Source organism: Desulfurococcus mucosus DSM 2162 (genome assembly GCF_000186365.1).
GTDB classification, from domain to species: domain Archaea; phylum Thermoproteota; class Thermoprotei_A; order Sulfolobales; family Desulfurococcaceae; genus Desulfurococcus; species Desulfurococcus mucosus.
This window is the reverse complement of the sequence record NC_014961.1, coordinates 536,650-562,422: the sequence shown is the minus strand read 5'-3', so window position 1 is coordinate 562,422 and position 25,773 is coordinate 536,650. Positions and strand designations below refer to the sequence as shown.

General features: G+C 55.3%; 29 protein-coding genes. 13 read left to right on the top strand and 16 right to left on the bottom strand.

Annotation, left to right across the window (positions count from 1 at the left end; translation table 11 throughout):
- The 5 genes from DESMU_RS02865 to DESMU_RS02845 all read left to right on the top strand — a co-directional run bounded on the left by DESMU_RS02865 (nt 1) and on the right by DESMU_RS02845 (nt 3,327).
- Nucleotides 1-768 (top strand): iron-sulfur cluster-binding protein, encoded by a 768-nt coding sequence (locus DESMU_RS02865; RefSeq protein ID WP_013562094.1) that lies wholly within the window; start codon nt 1-3, stop codon nt 766-768.
- On the top strand, nt 761-1,660 hold the full coding sequence (gene pyrD / locus DESMU_RS02860) for a dihydroorotate dehydrogenase PyrD (protein WP_013562093.1): 900 nt from the start codon (nt 761-763) through the stop codon (nt 1,658-1,660). Before DESMU_RS02865 ends, pyrD begins: the two co-directional genes overlap by 8 nt.
- A 272-nt stretch (nt 1,661-1,932) precedes the next feature.
- Entirely contained in the window at nt 1,933-2,616 is a 684-nt protein-coding gene (locus tag DESMU_RS02855; RefSeq protein ID WP_013562092.1) for a SagB/ThcOx family dehydrogenase, read from the top strand.
- Nucleotides 2,617-2,673: 57 nt separating this feature from the next.
- Complete coding sequence (locus DESMU_RS02850; protein ID WP_013562091.1) at nt 2,674-3,045, top strand: hypothetical protein; 372 nt, start codon at nt 2,674-2,676, stop codon at nt 3,043-3,045.
- A 9-nt stretch (nt 3,046-3,054) separates the two neighbouring features.
- Nucleotides 3,055-3,327 (top strand): hypothetical protein, encoded by a 273-nt coding sequence (locus tag DESMU_RS02845; protein WP_013562090.1) that lies wholly within the window; start codon nt 3,055-3,057, stop codon nt 3,325-3,327.
- 31 nt (nt 3,328-3,358) lie between these two features.
- Here DESMU_RS02845 and DESMU_RS02840 read toward each other — a convergent pair whose 3' ends face one another.
- The 3 genes from DESMU_RS02840 to DESMU_RS07265 all read right to left on the bottom strand — a co-directional run bounded on the left by DESMU_RS02840 (nt 3,359) and on the right by DESMU_RS07265 (nt 4,397).
- Entirely contained in the window at nt 3,359-3,616 is a 258-nt protein-coding gene (locus tag DESMU_RS02840) for a ferredoxin (protein WP_245526482.1), read from the bottom strand.
- An 86-nt stretch (nt 3,617-3,702) separates the two neighbouring features.
- A complete protein-coding gene (locus DESMU_RS02835; protein WP_013562088.1) occupies nt 3,703-4,119 on the bottom strand; it encodes a phosphate-starvation-inducible PsiE family protein in 417 nt (138 codons plus the stop codon).
- Nucleotides 4,120-4,262: 143 nt separating this feature from the next.
- Nucleotides 4,263-4,397, bottom strand: a complete 135-nt coding sequence (locus tag DESMU_RS07265; RefSeq protein ID WP_275451557.1) for a hypothetical protein — start codon at nt 4,395-4,397, stop codon at nt 4,263-4,265.
- A gap of 93 nt (nt 4,398-4,490) precedes the next feature.
- Between DESMU_RS07265 and DESMU_RS07030 the strand changes: the two genes are divergently transcribed.
- Nucleotides 4,491-4,586 (top strand): DUF1297 domain-containing protein, encoded by a 96-nt coding sequence (locus DESMU_RS07030; protein ID WP_245526481.1) that lies wholly within the window; start codon nt 4,491-4,493, stop codon nt 4,584-4,586.
- Nucleotides 4,587-4,651: 65 nt separating this feature from the next.
- Complete coding sequence (locus DESMU_RS02830; RefSeq protein ID WP_013562087.1) at nt 4,652-5,389, top strand: phosphoribosyltransferase family protein; 738 nt, start codon at nt 4,652-4,654, stop codon at nt 5,387-5,389.
- Here DESMU_RS02830 and DESMU_RS02825 read toward each other — a convergent pair.
- The 8 genes from DESMU_RS02825 to DESMU_RS02790 form a co-directional block, all read right to left on the bottom strand.
- Nucleotides 5,367-6,350 (bottom strand): ABC transporter ATP-binding protein, encoded by a 984-nt coding sequence (locus DESMU_RS02825; RefSeq protein ID WP_013562086.1) that lies wholly within the window; start codon nt 6,348-6,350, stop codon nt 5,367-5,369. The two genes, DESMU_RS02830 and DESMU_RS02825, sit on opposite strands and share 23 nt — an antisense overlap.
- 6 nt (nt 6,351-6,356) lie before the next feature.
- Nucleotides 6,357-7,298, bottom strand: a complete 942-nt coding sequence (locus tag DESMU_RS02820) for an ABC transporter ATP-binding protein (protein ID WP_013562085.1) — start codon at nt 7,296-7,298, stop codon at nt 6,357-6,359.
- Between the two features lie 9 nt (nt 7,299-7,307).
- Nucleotides 7,308-8,162 (bottom strand): ABC transporter permease, encoded by an 855-nt coding sequence (locus DESMU_RS02815; RefSeq protein WP_013562084.1) that lies wholly within the window; start codon nt 8,160-8,162, stop codon nt 7,308-7,310.
- Nucleotides 8,162-9,178 carry an ABC transporter permease gene (locus DESMU_RS02810; RefSeq protein WP_013562083.1) on the bottom strand — a complete coding sequence of 339 codons (1,017 nt, stop codon included), beginning with the start codon at nt 9,176-9,178 and terminating at the stop codon, nt 8,162-8,164. The genes DESMU_RS02815 and DESMU_RS02810 overlap by 1 nt, the downstream gene beginning before the upstream one ends.
- A 37-nt stretch (nt 9,179-9,215) precedes the next feature.
- Nucleotides 9,216-10,793, bottom strand: coding sequence for an ABC transporter substrate-binding protein (locus tag DESMU_RS02805; RefSeq protein WP_048078521.1), 1,578 nt, complete (start codon nt 10,791-10,793; stop codon nt 9,216-9,218).
- Nucleotides 10,794-11,026: 233 nt separating this feature from the next.
- Nucleotides 11,027-11,866, bottom strand: coding sequence for a hypothetical protein (locus tag DESMU_RS02800; protein WP_013562081.1), 840 nt, complete (start codon nt 11,864-11,866; stop codon nt 11,027-11,029).
- Nucleotides 11,867-11,868: 2 nt separating this feature from the next.
- Entirely contained in the window at nt 11,869-12,828 is a 960-nt protein-coding gene (locus DESMU_RS02795) for a metallophosphoesterase family protein (protein WP_245526480.1), read from the bottom strand.
- A 42-nt stretch (nt 12,829-12,870) separates the two neighbouring features.
- On the bottom strand, nt 12,871-14,490 hold the full coding sequence (locus tag DESMU_RS02790) for an APC family permease (protein ID WP_013562079.1): 1,620 nt from the start codon (nt 14,488-14,490) through the stop codon (nt 12,871-12,873).
- Between the two features lie 70 nt (nt 14,491-14,560).
- Between DESMU_RS02790 and DESMU_RS07165 the strand changes: the two genes are divergently transcribed.
- Entirely contained in the window at nt 14,561-14,704 is a 144-nt protein-coding gene (locus DESMU_RS07165; protein ID WP_154657793.1) for a hypothetical protein, read from the top strand.
- Here the strand turns inward: DESMU_RS07165 and DESMU_RS02785 are convergent.
- From DESMU_RS02785 to cytX, 5 genes are all read right to left on the bottom strand, one after another.
- Entirely contained in the window at nt 14,701-15,237 is a 537-nt protein-coding gene (locus DESMU_RS02785) for a flavin reductase family protein (RefSeq protein WP_245526512.1), read from the bottom strand. The genes DESMU_RS07165 and DESMU_RS02785 overlap by 4 nt on opposite strands.
- Nucleotides 15,238-15,616: 379 nt before the next feature.
- Nucleotides 15,617-16,270 (bottom strand): biotin transporter BioY, encoded by a 654-nt coding sequence (locus tag DESMU_RS02780; protein ID WP_013562077.1) that lies wholly within the window; start codon nt 16,268-16,270, stop codon nt 15,617-15,619.
- Nucleotides 16,271-16,347: 77 nt separating this feature from the next.
- Nucleotides 16,348-17,712 (bottom strand): bifunctional hydroxymethylpyrimidine kinase/phosphomethylpyrimidine kinase, encoded by a 1,365-nt coding sequence (locus DESMU_RS02775; protein WP_013562076.1) that lies wholly within the window; start codon nt 17,710-17,712, stop codon nt 16,348-16,350.
- The gene (locus DESMU_RS02770; protein WP_013562075.1) at nt 17,709-18,782 is read right to left on the bottom strand and encodes an AIR synthase family protein; all 1,074 of its coding nucleotides are present in this window, start codon (nt 18,780-18,782) and stop codon (nt 17,709-17,711) included. Before DESMU_RS02770 ends, DESMU_RS02775 begins: the two co-directional genes overlap by 4 nt.
- Before the next feature lie 5 nt (nt 18,783-18,787).
- A complete protein-coding gene (gene cytX / locus DESMU_RS02765; protein WP_013562074.1) occupies nt 18,788-20,074 on the bottom strand; it encodes a putative hydroxymethylpyrimidine transporter CytX in 1,287 nt (428 codons plus the stop codon).
- Between the two features lie 258 nt (nt 20,075-20,332).
- Here cytX and DESMU_RS02760 point away from each other — a divergent pair, with 258 nt between their 5' ends.
- The 5 genes from DESMU_RS02760 to DESMU_RS02740 are packed head-to-tail and all read left to right on the top strand — an operon-like array spanning nt 20,333 to nt 25,769.
- Nucleotides 20,333-21,661 carry an aspartate aminotransferase family protein gene (locus tag DESMU_RS02760; RefSeq protein ID WP_013562073.1) on the top strand — a complete coding sequence of 443 codons (1,329 nt, stop codon included), beginning with the start codon at nt 20,333-20,335 and terminating at the stop codon, nt 21,659-21,661.
- Nucleotides 21,662-21,700: 39 nt separating this feature from the next.
- A complete protein-coding gene (locus DESMU_RS02755) occupies nt 21,701-22,255 on the top strand; it encodes a hypothetical protein (protein WP_152648966.1) in 555 nt (184 codons plus the stop codon).
- Complete coding sequence (locus DESMU_RS02750) at nt 22,256-23,251, top strand: SPFH domain-containing protein (protein ID WP_013562071.1); 996 nt, start codon at nt 22,256-22,258, stop codon at nt 23,249-23,251.
- A gap of 11 nt (nt 23,252-23,262) precedes the next feature.
- Nucleotides 23,263-24,270, top strand: coding sequence for a hypothetical protein (locus DESMU_RS02745; RefSeq protein WP_013562070.1), 1,008 nt, complete (start codon nt 23,263-23,265; stop codon nt 24,268-24,270).
- Nucleotides 24,271-24,278: 8 nt separating this feature from the next.
- Nucleotides 24,279-25,769: a TFIIB-type zinc ribbon-containing protein gene (locus DESMU_RS02740; RefSeq protein ID WP_013562069.1), complete on the top strand. Its 1,491-nt coding sequence runs from the start codon at nt 24,279-24,281 to the stop codon at nt 25,767-25,769.
- Nucleotides 25,770-25,773: the final 4 nt, after the last annotated feature.

The window sequence follows — 25,773 nt, the reverse complement described above, 5'->3', positions numbered from 1 at the left end:
ATGTATACCCCTGCCAAGGTTGTTTCAACCGAGAGGCTGAGTAGCTCGATGTACATGAAGAAGGTGAAGCTATTAGACGGCGACACCGTGGAGCCGAAGCCTTTTCAATTCATCCTCATATGGGTCCCCGGCGTCGACCTACTGCCCATGAGCGTTGCAGGCTTCACCAGCGGCGAGATCACACTGGTGGTCAGGGAGAGAGGTGAGGGCACGAGGAAGCTGCTGCACTACGATGGCTTCCTCGGCGTCTCAGGCTTCCACGGTAAAGGATTCGAGCCATGGGGGTACAGGAGGATATTGTTCGTGGCAGGTGGCTCGGGAATAGCCCCCTTCTTCCACCTGGCTGAGAAGGCATGGGAGAAAGACATCGTGGTCGACGTGGTGTGGGGTGTGAGAGAGGCCGGTGAACTATTCAACCCGGCTAGGCTTCTCGGCAAGCCTAGGGGAGACGTGTACGTGGCAACCGAGGACTGCAGGGTAGGCTACTGTGGCAGGGCGTCGCATCTCGCCTCGAGGCTCGTAGCCGGGAACCCTGGTAAATGGGATGCCGTGATAGCCTCAGGCCCCATCGGCCTCCTTCGGGAAGCATGTGGTTCACTAGGAGGGTTCCTCGACGTCTACGTCAACCTGGAGGCATACGTCAAGTGCGGTGTGGGTGCATGTGGCTCCTGTGTTTTAAAACCACACGGCCTCCTCCTCTGCAGGCATGGCCCTGTCTTCAAGTGCAGTGAGGTCGAGGAGTTCCTTAAGGGTGGGACAGGTGCTTGAGGTATCTGTCGCCGGGCTGAGGCTTGAGCACCCAGTTATGAATGCAAGCGGCATACTTGGATCCGAGCCGGAGCACCTCGAGATCCTGGCTGGCTACGGTTTCTCAGCACTGGTCTCCAAGACCATCACGCTGAAGCCCCGGGAAGGCTATCCTCCGCCGATAATAGTGGAGCTGAGGAACAAGGGGCTGCTCAACGCTGTGGGACTGGCGAACCCGGGTGTCGAAGCCATAGGGGGCCTCGCCAAGGCGGCTAGAAGGCTGGGCAAGCCCCTAGTACTCAGCATAGGGGGCGGAGGCATCGACGAATTCGTCAAGCTGGCTGAGGCAGCCAGTGAAGCCGGGGTGGATGCAGTCGAGCTGAATCTGAGTTGTCCGCATGCAAGGGGCTACGGGCTCGAGCTCGGAGGCGATCCGGCACTCGTCTACACTATTGTCAAGAACACTGTGTCCGTGAGCTCCGCCCCTGTTGTAGCTAAACTAGGCCTCAGCGATAGAATAATGGAGTCCGCTGGTAAAGCCCTGGAGGGCGGGGCCAAAGCCCTCACGTTGATAAACACTGTGAAAGCCATGGCCATAGACGTGTATTCAAGGAAGCCCGTGTTGAGCAACAAGCATGGAGGGCTCTCAGGCCCCCCTATACACCCGATAGCGGTTAGAGTCGTCTACGACGTGTACAGGGAGTACAGGGCCGAGGTCATAGGCGTAGGCGGCGTATCCTCATGGATCGATGCGGCTGAACTAATCCTGGCGGGAGCGAGAGCAATACAGGTTGGCACAGCCGTGTTATTCAACGAGAAGGTAGTCGAAGAGATAAACAAGGGTCTACGCGAATGGGTCAGTACACTGGGGTACAGGAGGCTCGAGGAACTAGTGGGAACAGCGGTTGAGTAAGCATAGCGTAGACAAGGATTATAACTGAGAGCCTGCCCTTCAGGGCGGGGAGGAGGTCTAGTCAACACTTATGTAGCATATGGTGATGCTCGGCGACAGTAGTATCATCATTGCAAGGAAAGGCGGGGTCGGCATATACGTTGGTGGGTGACATACTGGTCGGCTACTTGTTCAGAATGGTGTTCACGGGGATATAGGGTTTCACGGTTAATCCCGGAGCATAGTCATGGATAAAATACGGTGTTGGCTGAGACTACTATTGGTGCATGCAGTTGACTGGAATAATACTGCTCCCCCCTCCACGGAGATTAACGGGGATGAGTGTCGAGGAGGCCCTCCTCTCCAGGAGGAGTATAAGGGAGTTCAAGGGTGAAGCCGTCAGGCTTGTGGATCTAGCGTTGATCCTCTGGGCCACGTACGGTGTGAACGACCCTGCCGAGGGCCTTCTGACAACTCCGAGTGCCGGCGCCACTTATCCTCTCAGAGTCTACCTTGTGGCGGGTGAAAAAGGTGTTGTCGACGGGGAGGCTTATCTCGAGGCCGGTGTATACAGGTACGAGCCGCGCAGACATGTACTCGTGCATGTGAGAAGCGGGGATGTCAGGGGGGAGCTGAGTAGGGCTGCATTAATGCAGGAGTATGTAGCGGGTGCACCCGTGAGCATCGTGTTGACGGCTGTATACGATGAGACGGTTAAGGTGTATGGGAGGAGGGGGAGGGAGAGGTATGTACCCATGGAGGCTGGGCATGCCTGTGAAAACACGTACCTTATGGCCACGGCACTAGGCTACGGTGCCGTCGCTGTAGGAGCCTTCAGGGATGAAGACGTGTTGAAGGCGATCGGGGCTGGGAAGGGTGAGACACCGCTATACGTGGTACCCATAGGTGTACCTGTTTCCCGCCGTGTAACCGGGTTCGACGGGCTGGCCGAGTACTTTGAGAGGGCTCGTTCCTGAAACATTTTTTAATGTGCACCATTTAGCATAGCTTGGTGCACAAAGAGGCGGTAAACAATGGCATGCTTCATAACCCCTCTCGTACTCGGAGTAATAGTTGAAGCCCTGAGGAGGCTTGCAAGCGGGGTGGGCAGGAAGCTGAGGATGGATATATGGTCGACAATGCTACTAGGCGGCTCCCTCGTCCTCGCGGTGGAGCACGTGTGGCATGGGGAGGTTGTGCCATGGCCTCCATTCCTCACAGCCATGGAGAATCCTGCTGACATACCTGTAATGTTCCACGAGATGCTCTATGTGGGAGGCTCCATGAGTGCAGCTGTGACAGCGGCATGGCTGGGGATACTGGCATACACTAGGAGCAAGCTCACCGCGCAGAGAACCCCGGTTAAGCAGTTGACCGGTGCCGTCGACCTCCGTGGCGCGGGGTGAGGCAACTAAATGCATCTACTAATACTCCTGGTAGCCGGTGTCGCAGCGACTGCTGCATGGCGCGTGTACAAGGGGGCTTACAGCCTCCACGTGCTGGCTCTAACGCTCTGGGCATCAGTATTGATGTTCACCGTTGACAAGGCCTATGCATACCTGGTTGAGGGCGAGGCCTTCGTAGATGCGAGTCCTGAAAGCATGGCTCTCGGAGCAGTACTGGTTGCAACTGCAATAGTGCTGTGGCTGCTTACATTAGCTTATGGAAAAATGAGGAGGGCTGGGTGAAAACCCTGAGACTTTTTTGAAAACCATGAGGCTAACCGCTTATTTCCTCAATGCTTATAGCTGACACAGGGCAGATCTCCGCTGCACTCTTAGCACACTCGTACAGTTCACCTGGGATCACTCCCACCGAGACCTCACTAGTGGTCTCCACACTGTATTTCGCTACAACCCTGTTCTTCCCGTTGTCATCCCCCAGCTCAAACACCTCGCTGCATGCAGCAACAGCCGCCCCGCATGCCAGGCATATAGAGCGGTTCACTATTACCTTGTACTTGGCCACCTGCCCCACCGTTTCACTGTATCACACGATCCCTTTTAACTATTCGCCTAGGGGGCGAGCCGTGCCGGCAGCGTGGTTGAAGAATACGACATACGTCAAGCGCCACCCTGCAACCTGTCTTCAACGATGTAGACCACAACGGTCGCTACGAGTAGGGAGAGCGATGACACCAGTAAATCCATGGGCTTCCCCGTTAACGCTGTGAGAAGAGCCTCCCTTATAGCCACTATGAAGCCTATCTCAGCCAGCGAGGAGAGCATGCTCTTCCCCAGCTTCCCGCTCAGTATACTCATACTCCTGATTATCTCGGCGTAAATTATTATCGTGAAAATATCCGTGACGAGAACCTGAATACCTGTTGAAGCCGGGTTCTCCAAGAGCACCAGTATGTCCCTTATAGTCACATAGATAGTTAATACTGTGAGAACACCTACCAACACCACTACAATCAACTCTATAACGCCAACCATGACACCGCTCAATCTAGCCAGGCGACCATGAATCCCTCCCACCTAAATGGCACCCCGATATCTATACACCCGGGGCTCAAGTAAATAAGGATTACCACCTTGAGGCGTTCCCTCTCCCACGGTACTTTTAGTTATTTCTAAGTGTTTTAATTCCGTGAGAGGGGTTAGCTCTCTGTGCGGGTTCACTAGCTTCGCCTACACTTCATGGGGCTTCCATCTGAGGAGAGGTATTTTAAACCGATGTTTATGGCTCCAATAATGTCTCTATCCAGGGTTAAACTGCTTCCCAGCCTAGCTAGCCTCAGATGTATTTTGATCACTCTTACTCTCCTCTCTCACCACAGGGCGGATCCTTGGGGGAGTGAATCGTTGCTGGGGCAAACCACTATACCGGTGGAAGCCCCTACTCGTATTTGTACTGGGATCAACCCGTCAGCATGGGTGGAAGGATAGCTATGGAAGTGAAGCTAGAGGTTGGAAAAGGCATTCTCCACAAGGTGGTTGCATAGAGTGGAGGGTGCTACAGGAATGGTTGTTATCGGGTTTTTAACCAGTAGCTGTATTAGTGTAGGGCATGGGAGAGGATTCCTTGACGAGGCTTGACTACAGGTTTATGGCTGTCGACTTGTTGAAGGCGTATAAGGAGTTAATGGATTACAGGATGCTCGAGGAGATCACGGGGCTTGACACGCAGTCCCTGTGGCGTTATGTGAGGAGAGGTGTTAAGCCTAACTCGAAGAGGGCTGCCAGCCTATTCAACAAGCTTACGAGCCGGGATCTGGTTGAGAACCTCGTTAAGCGTGAACTGGTAGAGGTTGGAAACGGGATCTACGGCTTGTATAGGGTCGCGTACAATATTCCGTTGCTCAAGGTGCTCTCATACGTGGCTTTCAGGGAATTCCGTGACTGCGGGGTCAATACTGTTGCAACGGTTGAGTCCGATGGGATACCGTTGGCGACCAGGATAGCTGAGGTGATGAATGCGAAGCTCGTTGTAGCCAAGCACCGTCCTGAAATAGGTGCCAAGGGATATCATCAGGCATCGTATATATCACGGGATCCGCCGGCGTACACAATCCTGTTCACGCCAGCTGATGCGTTATCGAGGAGGGACAGGGTTCTCATAGTCGACGACTTATTGAACACTGGGAAGACCTCGAGGGCGCTACTGCAGCTTGTTAAGGCCGCCGGGGCAAAACCCGTAGGCTTGTTCTCGATAATAAGCATAGGCGACTCCTGGCATAGAATACTCTCAAGGGAGCTTGAAAAAATATACGTGGTCCTAATGCTCACGGGCCTAGAAGCGGCTTGAAGCAGGCTACGAGGTGGCCTTTCTCAGCTTCAACAAGCCCCGGCTCCCTGACCCTGCATTCCTCTGAGGCGTAGGGGCATCTCGGATGGAAGCGGCATCCACTAGGTATGTTAAATGGATCCGGTATCTCACCCGTGATCTTTAATCTGGCGATTTTTCTCCCGTGGATCGATGGCACAGCTGAGAGGAGGGCTCTAGTGTAGGGGTGGAGGGGGTTCTCGAGAACCCTCCTTGAGTCGCCTACCTCGACCACCTTGCCGAGATACATTATGGCTATCCTATTGGAGATAAGTTTCGCAACGGATAAGTCGTGGGTTATGAAAACCATTGTAAGCCCGTATCTCTCCTTAAACCTCATCAATAGCTCCAGGATACCTGCCCTCAGGCTAACATCTATCATGCTCACGGGTTCATCCGCCACGAGAAACTCGGGTTCCACCAGCATGGCTCTCGCTATGGCTATTCTCTGCCTCTGCCCCCCGCTCAACTGGTGGGGATATCTCTCGAACACCTCTTCCGGCGGTGTCAAACCTACATCCTTAAGCATCTCCATGACCCTGATCCTGGCCTCCTCCGGGTTGGCCAACCTGTGGATCACGAGGGGTTTTGCAAGCTGGTCGCCTATCTTGACCCTGGGGTCCAGGCTACTGTAGGGATCCTGGTAGATCATCTGGGCCTTCAACCTTACATGTTTCTCTCTTTCCAGGAGCTCGTGGAGGGGTTTCCCATGGAAGAGCACTGTGCCTTTTGAGGGTTCTTCAAGCCCTATCATTATCCTTCCAAGAGTCGTCTTCCCGCTACCGCTCTCGCCCACTATCGATAGGACTTCGCCCCTGTAGACGTCGAGGGTTACTCCGTCTACAGCTTTTACGACTCTCCTCCTGCCTCTTAGGATCTCTCCAATATCCCTCTTCGGGTAGTAGTATTTGGCTACGTCCACTGTTTTCACGAGGGTCTCCATGCTTCCTCACCTCCTAAGGAGGCATGCGACATAGTGGCCGTTGCCCATGTCTATTAATGGGGGCTCCCTGACCCTGCATTCCTCTGAGGCGTAGGGGCATCTCGGATGGAAGCGGCATCCCTTGGGTGGATCCCTGAGATCCGGTGGGTTGCCTGGTATGGACTTAACTTGTTTATCGCTCCATAGGTCTGGTACACTCTCTATCAGGCCGGCAGTGTAGGGGTGTCCGGGTCTCTCCACTATATCCCTTGAGGCCCCGTACTCGACTACTTTGCCACCGTACATCACTACTATTCTATCCGATCTCTCCGATGCCAATGCGATGTCGTGTGTGATCAGGATTATCGAGGAGCCGGATGCCTTGATCCCGGTGAATAAGTCCATTATTTGATCCTGGACGATCACGTCTAGAGCCGTGGTGGGCTCATCCGCTATGACGAGGTCGGGTTTAAGGGCTATGGCCATCGCTATGGCTATTCTCTGCCTCTGCCCCCCGCTCAACTGGTGGGGGTAGGATTTAACTCTTGAGGCCGGTATACCGACTTCCTCGAGTAGTCTCGCAGCTTTCTCCAATGCCTCCTTATGGTTTAAACCCTGATGTGTCTCTATGACCTCGCTCAGCTGGTCTCCCACGGTTCTTAAGGGGTCGAGGCTCGTTAATGGATCCTGGAACACGAATCCGATTCTCCCACCCCTTATACTCCTCATCTCGCTTTCAGGGAGCTTCAGGAGATCCCTTCCCTTGAACACTATGGATCCACCGACGATCCTACCCGGGGGCGGTACGAGGTTCACTATACTGTAGGCCAGCGTACTCTTCCCGCTGCCGCTCTCACCCACTATGCTGACCCACTCACCTTCCTTGACCTCGATGCTGACCCCGTCAACGGCTCTCACAATGCCTGAGAGAGTGTAGAAGTATGTTTTCAACCCTTCAACCCGGAGCATTAAACCACCTCATTCACGGGTTTTAACCGAGAAGTAGTCGCTGAGCGCTTCACCTATGAGTGCGAAGCCCAGGCTCAAGAGCACTATGAAGAACCCTGGGAACATGCTTATCCACCAGTATCCATTGATTATCTCTCCCTGCCCGCTCCTCAGATCCAGGCCCCAGTCGGGCTGCGGCCACGTGATGCTTAAGCCGAGGTAGCCTAACGCCGCCTCCGTGAGCACGGCGTCCGCTGTGCTGAGGGTGAAGATCACCAGTATTGTCTGAGCCGAGTTACGGAGTATGCTCATCATTATGTGGTGTCCAGGGTATCCGAGTAGTCTCATCGCCTCTATGAACAGCATGTTCTTCAACCTTAATGCTTCAGACCTAACCATCCTGAAGTATGTGGGGACGTAGACCACGGCTAGTGAGATAGCCACGTTGAGCGGGCTGGGTCCAAGGACTGCTGCAACCGCTATGGCGAGAACAAGGCTGGGGAAGGCGTATATGCTGTCCATCACTGTGCTGAGAGCCCTGTCGAGTAGGCCGCCGTAGTAGCCTGAGACGACGCCGAGGGGCACTCCGATCCCCATTGAGAGCACGGCCGATAAAACCACGATGTATAGCACCACCCTGCTACCCCAGATGATCCTTGAGAGGACATCGTAGCCCACGTGGTTTACTCCGAATGGGTGTTCAAGCGATGGAGGCTGGTAGGGTGGTGCAACCCTTGCCACCGGGTCATATGGGGATATTAGTGGTGCTAGCACAGCCATTAACGCTATAGTGGACACTATGGCGAGGCCTGCGGCAGCCATAAACCTGGATGAGGGTGGAAAACCCTTCAACACTCTTCCAAGGATATTTCTCAGCATGGTCATTAATACCTCACCCTTGGATCTATCAGGGCGTAGACGGCGTCCACTACTAGGCTTACGAGGCCGACGATCAACGCGTAAACCACTACTACGCCCTGTATACTTGTATAATCCCTGTACTCTATTCTCTCAACAATGAACCTGCCTATTCCAGGCCAGCTGAAAGTAGTCTCGGTTAGTACTGCACCGCCGAGCAGCATTGCGACCTGGAGCCCCATGTAGGTTACCACCGGTATCAAGACGTTCTTAAAGGCGTAGCGGAGCACCCTGCCCTCCGGTATCCCTCTAGCCCTGTAAGATCTAATGAAGTCGCTTCTCAACACCTCAACCATGTTGTTCCTTACAAGCCTAGTGTAGGAGCCGCTTAGAACTATGCCGAGTGTCAGGCTTGGAAGCACTAGGTGTGCCACGGCGTCTGCGAAGGCCCCTGGGTCACCTGCTATCAGCGTGTCGATAAGCATGAACCCTGTCACGGGTTCAACATAGTATCTCGCGCTGAGCCTGCCGCCCGTAGGCAGGATCTTGAGTAGTACTCCGAAAACATATTGCAGCGTGATCCCGAGTATCGGTATGAAGAGCGAGTATGACACAATGCTGTAAACCCTCATGGCTGCATCCATCCTAGACCTGTTTTTCACTGCTGCAGCCAGCCCGGTTGACAAGCCAATGACTACTGAGACTATGAAGGCGAACACCGTTAACTCGATTGTCGCCGGCAGCCTTTCAGCCAGGTAGTCTGCGACGGGTTTTCCAACGGGGTTTGCAAGCGTTCTCCCGAAGTCCCCTTTGAAGACGCCGATGAGGTAGTCTACGTACTGCTGGTAGAGGGGTTTGTCAAGCCCTGCAAGCCTCCTAAGGTACTCGAGTTGCTCAGGAGATATGTTCTTCGTTCCCACGACTGCGAGGACAGGATCCCCTGGGAGAACCCTTAGGACTATGAATACAAGTGTGTAGAGTATGAGTACAGTAGGCACTATCATGAGCGCCCTTATAACAAGGTACCTGCCGAGGCCAGGCATAGGAGACACCCGGGGTTGCGTGGAGGAGGAGAAAAAACTATGTCTTATACACGGTCCAATAGTAGAAGAGCATGGTGGGACTGGGCTGAATACCCTCAACACCCTGCCTTGCCACTATGTAGAGCACTCCCTGGTATAGCGGTATGTAGGGTACATCCTCTCCCAGGATCTCCTGCACCTGTCTGTAGAGTTGCTCTCTGAGCGTCTGATTACCCGTGCTCGAGGCCTGCTCCAGTAGTTGATCCATAGTGGGGTTAGCGTAGCCTGTACCGGTCCAGGAGTTCGCCGTGCTCTTCAGGAAGGGTGTTGTATAGTCATCTGGATCCAGGTAGTCAGGGTACCATCCAAGCAGGTACATCATCATGTTGCCTTTCCTAGCGTAGTCAACATACGTGGACCACTCGGCACTCTTCACGGTCACCGTTATCAACCCGGTCTTCTCCAGCTGCTCCTTCAGGATGGCTGCTACATCCTTCTCGGTGTCACCGTAGTGTGTCGGCGTGTACCAGAGCTCTATGGTGAGCTTCTTGCTTTCACTGAAACCGGCCTGCCTGAGGAGGCTCCTCGCCAGCTCCAGGTTTCCATCACCATATTTCTCCTTGAACACGCTTACATAGCTCCACATTCCAACAGGTATCATGCTGTAGAGTGGCTGGCCAGCCCCCTTCAACGCCACCTCTATTATCTCGCTCCTGTTAATGGCTGCTGCCAGAGCCTGCCTCACCAGCTTGTTACTGGTGGGGTCGAGCCTCGTGTTGAGGCATATGTACCTTATGAATGTGCCCGGAACCTCGATCACCTTGACATCGCTTCTGCTTTTCAACGCGATTATGTCGGATGGGTTGAGGGTTCTCCACGCTACATCTATCTCCCCGCTTTCAAGTGCAAGCCTCAGCGCTGAGCTACTACCGTACTTCTTGATTATTATGGGGGCCTTCGGCTTCTCACCATAGTAGTATGGGTTGGGCTCCAGCCTTATCTCTACGTCCCTCTGGAAGGACGCTATCCTGTAGGGGCCTGCTCCCCCAGCCGTTTGATCACTGTCAACCTTGTCCTGGGCGTACTTCGGGTTCACTGGGAAGTAGGGTGGCGTCGTGAGCAGTGAGAGGAAGTAGGGTGTAGGCTTCCTAAGCTTGAAGACGACTGTTACGTCATCCGGTGCAGTCACATTTTCAACGAAGTCGGTGACCAGCCACGCTGGATCCCCGTTTATCCTCATGACTCTCTCAATACTTCTAACAACATCTCTCGCCGTGAGAGGCGTTCCATCGCTGAATTTCAAGCCGCTTCTAAGCTTAAACGTCCACGTCATTTGATCCTGGCTCGTGCTCCAGCTCTCGGCTAGGCCTGGAACAATGTTCAGGGTTCCCGGCTCGTATTTAACCAGGCCCTCCATTATGTTGCTGAGGATCTCCCATGTGAAGAAGTCGTATGCGTTGGCTGGGTCTAGGTCGGTGACCGAGTCCGTTACGCCTATTACAACGGGCTTGGCTTCCACCGGGGGTTTAACACCGGCTTGCCTCGAGGATACATACATGTAGACTGCTACCCCAGCCACTGCGACGGCTAACACGAGGATTACCGCGGCAACCTTACCCAGAGCCTTCAACTCCATCACACCAGAATCCTACTATAATGGGCCCGGGTATTTAAACATGGATGGATTTGCAGAGGGATGATGGATTCACCGGGGTCAACTAGGGGATGAGCCTCATCTCAAGTTGCCTCGACCTCCATCCCTGCCCTGAAGGGTTCAATGATTCCCTGCATCTCTTCAGGTTTACATTCATTAATCGTTTTGTGCCCGGGAGACGGGTGGTGGAGGAGTCCTAGGTGGGGGGGAATACTTTACCTCTCTAACTCCTCTACTTCACGGTACCAGGGCTTCGAAGTACCCACCTTGGATCTCTTAACCCAGTTCTTTGTCTTCGGCTTCGCCTCTATGGTTGCGAGGAGCCTGTCAAGTCTTCCAGTTATCAGGGTTGCATCCGCCTCCTGTATCTTACCCTGCTTCACCGCTTCAGCAAGTATATCCTTAACCTTCCCTATGTTTACCACGGCGTCATACCAGAAGCCCCAGTCGTCTGCAAGCGGGGTTGCAACGGCTTCCTCATCTATGCAGTCCGCTTTTCCCCCGCCTTCCCCGCAGAGCCTGTGTGCATGGAAGATGACGGCTAGGTCCACGAGGTCCTTCCAGTTTATCCTGTGTATCTGCAGCTTCTCGAGGACCAGGTAGGCTAAGGGGAGGGTTGGGTAGTCGAGCTCGAGCACGCCTTTACCGGGCTTGTCGCCTAGATACACGTCGTGGCTGAATTCAAGCTTATCGAAGAACACGTCCACATGGTAGAGTCCGCCTGGATGATGGTAGATCAGCCTCTTACCCGCGAACAAGGCTTTAACATATGGATCATACTTGAAGCCCAGCTCTTTCTCAAACAAGTCCATCACAGCCCCCCTCTGCTTACCGTAGGCAGCTAGGTCCAGATCCGTGAAGACAAGGCCCTTATCCTTGAACCTGCCGAGAGCGTCGTAGAGTCTAAGAGACTCGGGTTTATCCCTGCAATGAATATATATGCCGAGCGCACCCATGATCCTTAGGACTACGCCCCTCTCCCTCGCTTTCTCAACTATCCCGACTGCTTCCTCGGCGAAGCCCTCCGCGGGTAGTCCAACGAAGTGGTGTGTCAAGCCTAACCCTCCACCCTGTAGTAGTTGAGTAGCCTGCCTCCATCTATCTCTATAATGTAGCCTTTCAAAACCCCTTCACTATACTCGCTTCCAGGATTCACCACTATGGTTCTCCCCACCGTGTCCTGGCCGCCTGACTCATGTATGTGGCCGTGTAGGCCGATGAGGGGTTGATGCCTCTCTATAACCTTTCTCACAGCCTTTGAGCCCACGTGCTCGTACTGCGGGACCCCCGCCACGGTTACAACCCTTAGATCCCTGGTGAGCTTGGGCGCTAGGTCGAGCATCGTGTTATAGGGGGGTGCGTGGAAGTTGAATACGGCCTTAGAGGGATCCCTCAGCCTGGACACCTGTTTCTCAAGGTGTTTCTCGAGCTCCTTCTCCTCCAGCTCCCTCGGGGTCTTCCATGGCGTCGGGTTCACGAAGGGTGATGAAACTATCTCAACGCCCTGTAACTCTACAACTCTTTCCAAGGGGTATATGACGCCTTTATCCGCGTACGCCTTGATAATGTCGTCTATGAAGGGCTCGTCATCGTTACCCGGCATCACTATCACAGCTACCTTCCCCGTGTCCACCCTGCTGGTCAGGAAGTCTAGCCAGCTCCTAAACCTCTCAGCCATCTTCTCAAACATAACCTTGTTCACGGCGTCAGGGTTAGCCTTCAACTCCTCCAGTCCTCTTTCATCCACCCTTACATAGTAGGCTCCAGCCCCCTCGAGCCTCTCCTCGAACGACCTGACCTCGGCCTCACTCTTCATGACCCATCGGCTTCCAAAATACCTGGCCGTCCACGTGCCGTCGGGGTGGCTTACTATGGGTACGAGGACTTTACCGGTTAGGTCTCCTGCAAGGATGAGGGCGTTGACCCTGTATTCCTCAGAGGCCTTTATCCACTTCCTCCAGACAAGGGTTGAGCCGTGGACGTCAACGGAGAAGAATATGCGTAGCAATATATGCACCTCTCCACTGATGGTTAAAAAGGCTTAGGGTTATAAAAAAGCTTAGGCTGGAGGTATCTGACCATATATCTTCGAGGGGTCTATCCCCCTGGCCCTGTTCCTAGCCATCATTGCGACATATATTGCGATACCTATGGTTCCAGCCAGTATGTTGAGCATCTGCACTGTGGGCTCCGGGTACGATGTGTAGAGCATGAGCCACCAGCCGATCGCGAATACTATGATGCCTATCACGGAGGTAACGATCTTCGATTTGAAGACCGTTCTCTCGAATATGTCAGGCCTCCACCAGGGCATTAAGGCCAGCGCCAACCCCACAGGCCACACGAATATGAAGAGGCTGAAGTCGAGCCAGGATATCAGGGCTGTTGCAAGCTCGGAGCCAAGGCTCTCATAGTATGTGACCACTGCTCCGAGGACTCCGATTAAAGCTGTCACATGGTTAGCCCATGTCGGGGCAGCGAACCTCGGTGACACGGACGCCATTTTCTCGGGGAGAGCCCTGTCGAAGCTCATGGAGAAGAAGCCCCTGACGGCTGCCACCCAGACAGGTATCGCTGTGTTGAGGTACCAGAGGAAGTATGCTAAGCCAACCACTATGGAGAGCCATGGGTTGGGGAAGGCTATGGATACATAGAATGGAACAGATGGATCCGGTAGTGGCTTACCTGGCAGTATTGATTCAAGGACCTCCGGGTGCTCTGATTTAAGGTATGCGTAGGCCGCTAGGAAGTCGTATCCGAACACGTAGGGTAGCACCATCGCGTTGAACACGTAGAGCAGCATTACTGCGATATACCCTATCAGCAGTCCTCTCAAGTATGATCTAGATGGGTCTTTCACCTCGCTCCCAACGAAGGTGGTAACCTCCAGGCCTGTCCACGCCCAGAGGGTCCAGAAGAGCATGCCGTATGTTCCAGTGAACAAGGAGTTAGGTGTGAGTGCTGAGATGCCGTAGCTTCCAGCCGTCTTCTCGTCTAGTGCGGCACTAATTATCTTACTGCTGGCGCCCTCACCGTAGACAGCGTCGAAGGCCTTGGTCCCGGCGCCAGGCCCCAGGGAGGCTAAGGCTATCAGTGTTGCCAGCGTCACCACCAATGGTATTACCGTGCCTATCCTCATAGTCCACTTAATAACCTTCATCCCGCCCAGGTTGAGGAGCCAGAGGATGAAGACTAGTACCACAGCTACTATCAGCTGTATCACCGGGTCCACCATGGCGTTAGCGGCGTCGAGGAGCCCCTTGCTACCCGTTGCTATGCCTGCAACAGTTAACGGGCCGCTGAAGGCTTTCAGCCCTATGTACATAATGAAGCCAGCGCACATTGCTCCCCCGCCGCCCACTATGTAATACCAGAATGGGAGGTAGCCGAGGACGGGGTGAAGGGTTCTCGAGACCACAACATACATGCTGTTGGATCTAGGGAACGATGCCACTATAAGGTAGAAGGCTATTGTAAGCGGGAGGAATATGATGCCCGCCACTATGAATGCCAACGCGATGTTGCCTCCATAGGTGTCAGGGTATCCCAGGGCTTTCACAGCATAGTACGTCATTCCAGACGCAGCCGGAGTAGCTATGGACCACAGGGCTATATCGATCCAGGATAGTTCTCTTACGAGGCCGGATGCCCGCCTCGTGAAGACTACTTCCTCGCTCACTATCCCACCAATAGACCCCTAGCTACAAGTAGTATTCTTTACGAGGGGTGGGTTAATAAATATCTCTACGATGAAAACCCGGTTCAAACATACATTGATCCCGGCGGCAGCGAGCGTTGAAAACACTGCGGAGAACTACTCCCTGCAACCCATAGACACCTATAGCCTCCGCCAGGCCTCACGAGTCGCCGGCACGGAGCCGTGGACGCGTTAATCAGCCCCGTGGATCACGCTGGAAACAGTGGTGAACCTGCCGCCGGCTACATGTAGCAGGAAGCCGGCGGAAAGCGAGGGCTCCATGCCCGGGTATGCTTCAGGCGCATAGTGTTCCTTAACGACTTCACCGGCGAAGAACTCGTGGTCCCCGTAGACCCTGGAGTCCACCACTCTGCATTCAAGGTTTGCGACGGCATCCTCAACGAGCGGTGCCTTAACAACCTCTCCTCTCCTCAGCTTGAAGCCGAGCCTCGGTACCTTGGAGGGCCCGCTCTCTGTCCCGGCTAGCCAGACGCCTCTCAACATGCTAAGCGTTGGCACGGCTACAACGAACTCGCCATGCTTCTTCAGTAGTCTATGGGTATACCTCCGAGGCGACACCGACACCCCGACCATGAAGGGCTCACCGGACAAGACGACAACCCAGTCAGCGGTCATGACGTCGAAGTGCTCCGGGTAAACACCAGAGGTAACAAGGAATGTCCTAAGAGGGTAGAGGAGCCTGTAGGGTTTCTCCATGGATCCCCTCACCAAGCATCACTTCAGCATAGCAGGCTTATATCTCTTCAGCCGCCCTCATAGATTGAAACACCTGTATCGGGCAGTGATGACGCGCCGCGACGTTGCGAGGATTGCACCAGGCACCATGGTAGTGGAGGCTGACCTCCTCCCCGTCCTAAATTGGTTTCCCCGTTTAAGGGGTTCACTGATCCCCCTGCATCTCCCCGGGTTTACACACGTCATCTACGGGCAGACAGAGCGTCAGAGACCCCTGTCTCTACGAAGGATGGTACGGGTTCCGTGTGCTGTTTGGGGCGACTGCCCGTGAACCCTGGGTGAGGCGGGAGCCCCTGGATACGAGTGAATATAAAGATTGATACCTACTGGGCAAACATGTGGGATGCTTGAATTAGCGTCGTGAACCATACCTGATCCACGTGGCAGCCTTGTTTGTGGCGTAGAGTGCGCCGGCTGCAATGAGGGCTTTAACCACGTCTAGGGCTATGAAGGGGGCTATCCCCTGAGCCACAGCCATTGCGAGAGCCACGTGTAATGGAGCATTGGAGAGTATGGTGACCCATGCAGCCAGGTACGCTGCACCCAGCGCGTAGACAGCGGTGATGGAGGCTGCTAGGGCTGTGAGGAGCCTACGCGGTGTAACCAGGAGGCCTCCGCCAATGATCCAGCCTCCTACAGCGGCTGCAACGGTGAAGCCGAGTAGGTAGCCGAAGGTCGGTGAGGAAACATAGCCTGGCCCGCCACCGTAGGCGAAGACGGGTAGGCCTGCTAGACCTAGGAGAACATATGTTGCTGTAATCCTCCACGCCCTCCGGCCCAGCGCGAGGATCTCGTAGAATAAGACGAGGGTTTGAAGCGTGAAGGGAACCGGGGTGAAGGGTAGTATAAGCCTTATCCTTGCTGAGAGAGCTAGTCCGGCTACCCCGAGCACTATGATCAAGGCTTCACGCATCAATGCTTTCAACGCGATGCTACCCTGGGTCTTTGACTCTACGAGGACTTTCTGCTGGGGTACGCATATTGCTCCACGTTTCCGCTGCTTCATTCCTGTGCACCCGTTGAACCGACCCAGTGCCTGATCTCAGCGTGGCATTCTCAGGTTATTAAGCATTAACCACGTGGTCAACCATGGAGCGTCCTCGCCAACCTCACTATCTTACCGGCTACATCGGTAGCCGTCTCACCGAGGACGAGGAGCAACGGCTCCTTCCCGTGCTCACCGTAGTCGGCTATTATATCCGGGATCACTCCCCCGGTTCTCCTAACAGCCCATTCAACCCCCCACCTAGTTGTACCGCCTTCAACACGCTTCACCTCGGGTGGTTCAAGCCTCCTGTCGAAGTACGATGTCTTGAAGCCGAGTCCACGGGCGGCCTCCTCCCATCCATCAGGCATAGCTATGTCTGCTGCAGCCCTTATGGAGGGGTTGATTCTCATAGCTGTTAACACCGCGTTCGCAATATGCCTCGAGACCCCGAACTCGGGTTTCCCCGGCACCATTAAGCCATCCCTGTACCTTGTGATCCTGCCTGGAACCGCCGCTACATCCATGGGGGTTCTCGCATAGGGGTGCTCGATCGCCATCCCTATGTTGATGCCTACCTCTGGGACTAAGGCGTTAACAAGCTTCTCGTTATCCTTCAGCATCCTGACAGCCTCCTCCACGTTGACCAGCACCCTGTATCTCTCGGCGGGTATGTAGATGTATGCGGATGGGTTCACTGGCCCGTGGCCGCCGCCTACCTCCAAGCCGTATTCTATCGCTGTCTCAACGAGTTCACGGGCTACTCTGACAGCCTCCTCTATGCTTCTCCCCTTGGCTAGCCCAGCCGCTATTGCTGCTGAGAAACTGCACCCGGTCCCATGCTTCGTCCGCCTCTCTATTCTACGCCCCTTGAACTCCGTGATCCTGCCGGCGTGGTAGAGGACGTCGATAACTAGATCGCCCTTCATGTGGCCTCCTTTAACCACAACTGCTTCACACCCGTATCTCTCCGCTATTTCACGGGCAGCCCTCTCAGCGTCACCGATACCCTTGATCTCCTCTCCTAGTAGCACCTCTGCCTCAGGTATGTTGGGTGTTACCACTTTGGCTAGCCGTAGAAGCCTCTTCAACTCCTCCACGGCATCCTCGCGGAGCAGTCTGGCTCCAGACTTAGCTATCATCACTGGATCCACGACCAGTGGGAACCCGTATCTCTCAACCGCCTCCGCAACAACTCTTATTATGCCGCTGTTGCTCAGCATCCCTGTCTTAGCGGCGTCCACCCCTATGTCTTCCACCACGGCCTCTATCTGCGCCTTCACGATCTCCGGGGGCACATCGTGTATGGCTCTAACCTCCCTCGTGTTCTGGGCTGTGATACTGGTGATGGCTGAGGCGCCGTGCACCCCCATGGCTGCGAAGGTTTTAAGATCGGCTTGAACCCCGGCTCCGCCGCCGCTGTCACTGCCCGCTATGGTTAAAGCCACTGGGATCTGCTTCACCTGCCGCCACCCAGCTTCTCCATGACCTCGAAGAAGACCGGCCAGAAGGGGTCTTGAAGCGGCCTGTCAACCCTGCTGACCCCGGATGCATCCACGAGCTCCACGCCACTGCCCTCGACGACCTCGCCTATGACGGCTGCCTCAACCCCTGCCCTACGCAATGCCTCCAGTGCTTCGCTAACCCTACTCCTCTTCACAGTGGCTATCAGCGTCCCCTCGCTTATGGCTGCAAACGGGTCTATCTCCATCCCCGTGTACTTCTCGAAGGCCTTCAGCACCTTGGCTACATCGCCCCGTATGAAGAGCCTGTCCCTGTACACCCTGATCCCCACCCTGCTGGACTCGCTTACATCGTGGAGAGCCCCCCATACACCGTACTCTGTTGCATCATGCATGGCTGTTACAACGGTTTTAAGGCCGGCTCCCGCAAGGGCGAGGGCGTCGGGGACAACTGTCTGGAGCCAGAAGATCCCCTGGGCCTCCCTTGCGAAGCCACTGCCATACTCTGCTTCGAGCACGCTTGGAAACATGACGGAGAGTATGCCGGCTGCCTCAACAGCCGGCCCCTTAGTCATCAGGACTAGGTCGCCTGGCCTGGCATCCGCGGGTGTCACATAGTTCCCTCTCCCTGTCACACCCATCATCACGGCCCCGCCCAGCATCGGGTAGTCGACGCCGCCATACCTACCAGTGTGACCGCCCACTATCGCTATGCCGAGCTTCTCGCACTCCCTGTGTATCGCCATCCACAGGGTCTTCAACTCCTCATCCCTCATGGAGAGCGGGAGATTCAGGTCTATGAACAGGTATCTAGGGGGGACCCCTGATACAGCTACATCGCTGGCGAGTATGTGGACAGCGAACCAGCCACTCCTCTCCCACCCGTACTGGGGCACCACGAAAACCGGGTCGACCTCGAATATGAGGCTCTTATCCCCTACATCGACCACGGCGAAGTCGACGCCGTAGGAGGGGCCGACGGCCACTTCCCCGGCCACGGCCCCAAGGTGCGGGAATATTATTTCCTCGAATACTTTCTTATCCACTTTACCAATCCTATACGGGCCCACATGGATCACCCCAATATAAGCGCTAAGAGGGTGGAGACAGCCAGGGAGGGAAGGGTTGAACCCGTGATCGCACCGATATCCGAGAACAAGGGTATCTCAACCTCTGGGAGAATGCTGGAGGCCGAGAGGAGGATGTAGAGTACTGTGCCGGCGACCCATGCTACTAGTCCCCGGGTCTCCACGTGAACCACGGGATCCCTCCACTCAACGTAAGCCAACCTATTCCTGAGGAAGTCGGCTACCATAACCCCTGAGAGCGAGGTGAAGACTCCGCCTATGAGCAGTAGGAACCACTCGTATGACTCCACCGGGAAGACGAGGCCCACCCCTATGCCGAGGACGCCTGCGACAACTATATGCTTCCTTATATCGATACGCGGCAACGTGTTCTTGAGGCTGATCGCCGCACTGTAGACGTCGAGGAACGTGGTCGTCGTGGTTGACAACACCACTAGGAGCATTGCCGGCACGCCGAGCCCGTAGACAGCTATCACCCCAACCGGGTCGGGCTGGTTGACGAGGAGGTTGGATAACGCCCCTATAATGTAGAAGAGGCTGCTGGAGGCAAAGTAGCCTACATAGGTTCCCCAGAAAGCTGCCAGCCCGCTCCTAGAGAACCTCGAGTAGTCGGCTGCCACGGGAGCCCATGACACGGGCATGGCTGCAGCCAGGTCTACCCCGAGCCAGAACCTTTCATCGATAACTAAGGGTTCAGCGAGCAGCCGCGGCAGGTCACGGCTGGACGCAACCACTGCTGTGAGCCATGCCGACAGAACCGCTAACGCGGCTGCTGAAGCAAGCTCCACCCTCCTCCAGCCCTTCACCCCTGTAAGCGCCCAGGCAACAACTGCGAGGCCTATCAGCATTATTGAAGACGAGTAAACCATCCACCCCTTCAAACCCGAGGCCTCTGCTAGAACAGTCTCAGAGGCCCTGGCAGCGACAACCAGCATTACAGCCGTCCAGCCTACGAGCTGAAGGTAGTTGGCGATGGATGCTGCAATCGACCCCCTTGAACCCAAGCTGATCCTCGATAAAACCATTGTGGGCACACCCGAGTAGTAGCCCATCAGCGACACCGCAGCCAGGATCGTGTTGCCGAGCAAGTGCCCAAGGATGGTTGCCAAGATGGCTGAAGGCAGGTTAAGGCCCAGCACGCCCACCAGCATCGCGCCGGCCCAGAACTCCGCTATGCTTATCCCGGCGCCGAACCATATGCTGAAAACCTCTGGGAAGCCGAGGCTCCTCTCCCCGCGTGGGACGGGCTTCAAGTCCAGCTCATAGCCTGCCACACATTCCACCCGTGTTGACGGGGTATTGATTACAGGGTTAAAAATACTTTAATAATTAAGTTATCGTACCAGCATCCATGAAACACAGCCCAGGGAGGAGTCCACGGGTCACGGTACCGGGGAATTAAGTGGAGAAACATGATCCAGAACGCTTCCCATGTGCACTGACCTCCTCTCCCGTCTTGAAAGACACGGGCTCCCGGGTGCAACACATAAATAGATCATGTATGCTTAGACACATCTTCAGAGGGGAGATAAGTGGTCCTGGATCCAGGGCCCATACCGAGGCCTTTCACACTCAAGTACTTCCCCTTTAAAGCTGTCGAAGGCAGAGGTGCCAGGGTGCTTGACGCCGAGGGAAGGGAATTCATCGACTTCGTGTCGGGTGCAGCGGTCTACAATGTCGGGATTAACAGGGAGGAGGTTGTCAACGCCGTGGTTGACCAGGCTAGGAGGCTCCTCAACTATACATCCCTCTACTTCTACATGGAGGAGCCCGTTAGGCTTGCGAGAAAACTGGTGGAGGTGACTCCAGGCCGCTTCGATAAAAGAGTTGTCTACGGGTTCACGGGCTCCGATGCGGCTGAGATAGCTTTAACCTCATCCATGAACTACACTGGGAAGCCATGGCTCCTCTCCTTCACTGGATCATTCCACGGCACACTATACCTCTCGCTCTCAGCCAGCGGGATCTTCGCTGGCAGGGGGAGAGGGGCAGCCGTCTACAGGAGAGTCCTGTACGCCGAGTATCCGAATCCCTATAGGAATAAATGGGGGGTCGACGGCTACGAAAAGCCAGGCGAGCTCACAGCCCTCGCCCTAAGTGAGGTCGAGGAGAAAATCAGGGAGGCCAAGGGGGATGTGGCCGCCGTAATCTTCGAGCCCGTGGAAGGGGACGCAGGGGTCGTAGTGCCGCCTGCCGGGTTCCTAAAGGGTTTAAGGGAGGTGGCTGATCGCCACGGCGTAGTCTTAATAGGTGATGAAGTGCAGACCGGGATAGGGAGAACCGGGAGCATGTGGGCCGTGGAGCATTTCAGCGTGGAGCCAGACCTCCTCCTAGCTGGGAAGGCGCTTGGAGGCGGGATGCCTATATCAGCGGTAATCGGGAGAGCCGAGATCCTGGAGTCACAGCCCCTGCTTGGACTAGGCTTCACCAATATGGGGCACGCTGTATGCGCCAGGGCCGCATTAGCCACCATCGAGGTTGTTGAAAAGGAGCACCTAGCTGAGAGGGCAAGGGTTCTCGGAGAACACGCTTCCAAGAGGCTTAGAGAGATCGCTGAGAGGGTTGAAGCGGTGGGGGATGTGAGAGGCCTCGGCTTGATGATAGGTGTTGAAGTAGTGAGGGATAAGGCGTCGAGGAGGCCTGACAGGGCTACCGCACTGAAGACTTGCTGGAGGGCATGGGAGAAGGGACTCCTGGTAACGACTCTAGGGAGCCATGGAAACGTGTTGAGGATAATGCCCCCGCTCACTATATCCATGGAGGAGCTCGACAAGGGGATCGATGTGCTCGAGGAGTCGCTGCGCGACGCTGTCGAGGGCAGGGTGCCCGACGAGGTACTCGGGTTTATGCAGGGCTGGTGAAATACAGTAGGGTTATATAGTGATTGAGCCAATAGTATAGTGGGTGGACCCAGGGTGAGTATAGACGAACTCCTTACACAGGCGAAGGGCGATAGAAGCCTAGTGGAGAAGATCCTGAGCGTGTTCCCCGGGTACAAGGGGTATAAGGACAAGGAGGTCCTGAGGGAAACCGACAGGATCGTCAGGGAGAAGCTCTACACGCTTCTAAAGGATGCATCCGGCGAGCTCAGAGCCCTGTTCAGGGAGATAACCGGTGCCCAAGGCTACTCCACCCTAGCCGGGGAGGTTGAGAGACTCCTCTACAGGTGTGACGCGCTTGCCGAAAGAGTGAGGCACGCTCCCTACGGGTACAAGCCCTTCTTCAACGTGGTGAGGATCAACAGCGACGACCTCTACAGGCTACTACAGTACGATGCATCCCTTGCAGCCGGCGCAGTATCCCTGAGGAACACTGTGGCAAACGCGAGGAGAACACTTGCATCCATCGGGGTCGGAGGCCTCGATGTTAAGTCTATTGAGGAGGCAATCCGGGTACTCGAGGCAAAGCTCGATGAGAGAAACCTTGCACTGATGAAGGCGGTGGAGGTGGCCTAGGTGTCGAGGAGGACGAATGTCATCGAGTGGGTTAACCCCGGCCCAGACGACATACTATGGGTGTACCCGTATGAGGACATAAGGTGGGGCAGCGTTGTAGTGGTGCACGAGTATGAGGCAGCGGTCTTCATGAGGGATGGGAAGATATACGATGTCCTCCCACCGGGCAGGCACACTATTACAACCCAGAACATACCCCTCTTGACGAGAGCATACAACCTTGTCATGGGGTACGGTGAAACCCCCTTTAAAGCCAGGATAGTCTTCATCTCCCTTAAACAGTTCAAGGGGAGGTTCGGGACATCCACGAGAGTAAAGCTCGGCCCGCGCACCCTCTACATGACGGAGCTACAGGCCTACGGGGAATACTGGTTCAGGGTAGCCGACCCAGTCCTCTTCCTCACCCAGGTTGCCGGGGCCGTCCCAGAGCTCTCAACACCCGCTGTAACCGAGTTCCTCAGAGGCCTCTTCACAGAGCAGTTCATCCAGGAGCTCGCCAACTACACAGCGATAGATGTATACACGAGGCTCACAGAGGTGACCACGAGGATTAAGACAGGCACTATTTACGAGGCATTGAAGCAGAGGGGCATAGAGCTCATAGATGTGAAGATAGGCGGGGTCTCACTACCCCAGCTTGAGAAAATGGAGAAGGAGGATCCAACATACGGGCTACCCCTGCTCCTCGCGATACAGAAAGGCGAGGAAGACAAGGTTCTCGAGATAATAAGAACAGTGGAGACCATGAGGGCCCTCGGCAGGTCGCCCGGCGTGGGAGTTCTAGGAGCCCTCGTAGCCCTACCGCAGATGCTGCCGCAGACAATGGCTCCCCAGGTACAGCAACAACCCCAGCAGCCACAGGTGCAGCAACCCCAGCAGAAGTCGCCGACCGACAAGCTGAGGGAGCTTAAGAAAATGCTGGACGAAGGCCTCATAACCCGTGAGGAATACGAGCAGTTAAAGAAGGAGATACTCGAGGAGTTCAAGAGATCCTAGCGGTGGAGTGAATGGCATGGAAGATCTGGAAGAGCGATGCAGAACGCTTCGAGGAAGAGTACGGTAAAGCCTTAAACGAGAGGAACAAGGGTAACCTGGACGGGGCAGTCGAACACTTCAACAAGGCGGCGGAGATAGCCTCGGCCTCAGGGGACCAGGGGCTGAAGGCCAAGGGGGCTCTCGCAGCCGCCATGGCCAGCATATACTCCCTCGTTAAATCCCCGTCAGAGGCCGCGTTGAAGCAGGCTATGGCAAGCCTCCGCAGCCTCAACCCGGAGGCCGAGCTAGACCTAGCCCTACCCTATAGGGTTAAAGCCGGAGAGCTCTACAGGGAGCTCGAAGCCCTCTCAGCCTACCTCACGCTTCCCCGCATCGACATAGGGAAGCTCCGAGGCATGAAGCCCGGGGAGCTAGACGAGCTCTCCAAGAGATACGAGGAGGCTGCCGGCATACTCCTCCAGTATGGGAGGGATAAATTCCTGCTTGAAGACCTCCTCAAGCTCGACACACCTCAGAAAACCGCTCTAAGGCTCCTCGCACTCTCAAGGTTGATGAAGGCGGTTCTAGCCGAGAGAGAAGACCCTGGGAGAGCAGTCGAGCTCTACACGGAGGCCGTTGGATACTTGTCAAGCATAGCGGATCAAAGGTACTCGGCCACAGCGAGTAAATGGCTTGAGAAAGCAGGCAAGTCAACTAAGTGCTGGATATGCGGCAGAGACATGCAGGGCGAGGACGTGCACTTCGTGTACCTGCCGGCCACGATAACCCCGTATATTGCGAAGAGGTATGGTGAGGAAGCCCCGAACATGCTGGTTGAATCCGGGGGCGGCCAGTACATCGCGGTCTGCACAGCGTGCTACACCGCGATGTATAATCTAGGCGACGCCATATCGAGACACTACTATGAGCTAGCTATGAAAGCCCTCGAGGACGCTGTGAGAAGGCTTCAAATGGAGATAGACGCCTTGAGAAACGAGTGCAGGGCTAGATGGGTTGCCGGAGCAGGTAGACCAAGGTAGGTGGCTCCATGGGCGTCGAGCTCGTCGGACTTAGATGCGTTAAGTGCGGGGCCCCCCTACCCCAGCCTGAGAAAGGGTCTGAATACGTTAGATGCGAGTACTGTGGCACTGTTCAAAGAGTCGTCGACGCCTCCCAGTACACTGAGAGGTTGAAGAGCGAGATATATAGTTGGATAAGGGAGCTGCTCCCTGTTTCAACAGTAGGCGTGCAGACGATCGACGTGTTAGCCAGGCACAACATATTCATTGCGAACATAAAGCCAAGGATCCTCCCCGAGTACGCGTCCCTCAAGGCAAAGGTCTTAAAGCTGCTTTCAACACCCCTAGTGCTCCCCAGGGGAATAGGCTTGAAGCCGGATATAGACGACCCGAGGAAAGCCTTCGAGAAGCTGGCCAGGGTTGAAAGCCTCTCCCAGATGGTCGTAGTCGACGAGGACAGGGAGTTCTACAGCGGTGTTTACGCAACATACGTGTTGAACGCCCACTTATCCAACTACGTGGAGACGGCTTTAAGCGGCGACATTGATGCAGCAGTAAGGAACCTTGAGAAGCTTGCAGAGAGCCTGCCGGGCACGGGCGTTGAGGAGGCAGTGCTCCACAGGGTGAAAGGGGTTGCAAACGCCATGAAGGCGTGGAGCAGCCTGGAGAAAGGGGATTACACATCAGCCATGCCCCTGCTTGAAACAGCATCCCTAGAGCTATCTAAGGCTAGGAGCCTCGCCTCAGGCAGCCCGCAGCTAGCCATGATGCTGCCTCCGGTGGACGTCGAGTTAAAGCTGGTTGAAGCCATGAGGAATATAGCTGAATGCGAGAAAGCATTGTTCGAAGCAGGGAGGCAGCCCCAGGAGGCAGCAGCCTTCATAGCTAGATACATTAGAACCGTTGAAGAGGTTAGGAGCAGGGTTAAGAGAGACATAGGCGTGTACCTGGAGCTCTCCGAGAGCCTTAAGTCGCTATACCTGAGCAGGCTGGGCAGGGAGACCGTCGAGGTATTACCCGGGGAAGGCGAGGTAGCCCTCCCACTCTACGTTGTCTCAATATCATACACATTCGTCACGGGATCCCTTGTCTGGAAGAAGGGGCGTGAATACCGTGACCACCTCCTCGTCCTCGCAACACACCCCTACGCATCGAAGCCCGTGACAGACACATTCAGGCTTACAAGCGGCTTCCTAGACCGCTTAAAAGGCCGCGAGGAGAAGCTCACAGTGGACACCGTGTCCAAGGCCCTCTCCACATTGAAGAGAGACCACCTACGGGTCCCCGCCGTACCCCCATTAATAGACAGGGCTGCAGCCGAGGCACTGGTTGACTCATACCTGGCAAACGTCTCCTCAAGGCTCCAGGGAAAAGTGAAGACGGGTGCATCACACACTGAGAAACTGATCTACGCGCCGGCAAGGATAAGGGGAGGAGACATCTACATAGAGGCACTAGGCGAGACCCAGGTAGCCCTGGGCCCACACCTAGACGTAGTCTTAAAGCTGGCTGTGAGGTGATGCC

Bases quoted from the DNA above. Each gene is read 5' to 3' on its own strand.
- DESMU_RS02865 (WP_013562094.1), top strand. From the start codon at position 1: ATGTATACCCCTGCCAAGGTTGTTTCAACCGAGAGGCTGAGTAGCTCG.
- DESMU_RS02850 (WP_013562091.1), top strand. From the start codon at position 2,674: ATGGCATGCTTCATAACCCCTCTCGTACTCGGAGTAATAGTTGAAGCC.
- DESMU_RS02845 (WP_013562090.1), top strand. From the start codon at position 3,055: ATGCATCTACTAATACTCCTGGTAGCCGGTGTCGCAGCGACTGCTGCA.
- DESMU_RS02830 (WP_013562087.1), top strand. From the start codon at position 4,652: ATGGGAGAGGATTCCTTGACGAGGCTTGACTACAGGTTTATGGCTGTC.
- DESMU_RS02825 (WP_013562086.1), bottom strand. From the start codon at position 6,350: ATGGAGACCCTCGTGAAAACAGTGGACGTAGCCAAATACTACTACCCG.
- DESMU_RS02820 (WP_013562085.1), bottom strand. From the start codon at position 7,298: ATGCTCCGGGTTGAAGGGTTGAAAACATACTTCTACACTCTCTCAGGC.
- DESMU_RS02815 (WP_013562084.1), bottom strand. From the start codon at position 8,162: ATGACCATGCTGAGAAATATCCTTGGAAGAGTGTTGAAGGGTTTTCCA.
- DESMU_RS02810 (WP_013562083.1), bottom strand. From the start codon at position 9,178: ATGCCTGGCCTCGGCAGGTACCTTGTTATAAGGGCGCTCATGATAGTG.
- DESMU_RS02805 (WP_048078521.1), bottom strand. From the start codon at position 10,793: ATGGAGTTGAAGGCTCTGGGTAAGGTTGCCGCGGTAATCCTCGTGTTA.
- DESMU_RS07165 (WP_154657793.1), top strand. From the start codon at position 14,561: ATGAAAACCCGGTTCAAACATACATTGATCCCGGCGGCAGCGAGCGTT.
- DESMU_RS02780 (WP_013562077.1), bottom strand. From the start codon at position 16,270: ATGAAGCAGCGGAAACGTGGAGCAATATGCGTACCCCAGCAGAAAGTC.
- DESMU_RS02745 (WP_013562070.1), top strand. From the start codon at position 23,263: ATGGCATGGAAGATCTGGAAGAGCGATGCAGAACGCTTCGAGGAAGAG.
- DESMU_RS02740 (WP_013562069.1), top strand. From the start codon at position 24,279: ATGGGCGTCGAGCTCGTCGGACTTAGATGCGTTAAGTGCGGGGCCCCC.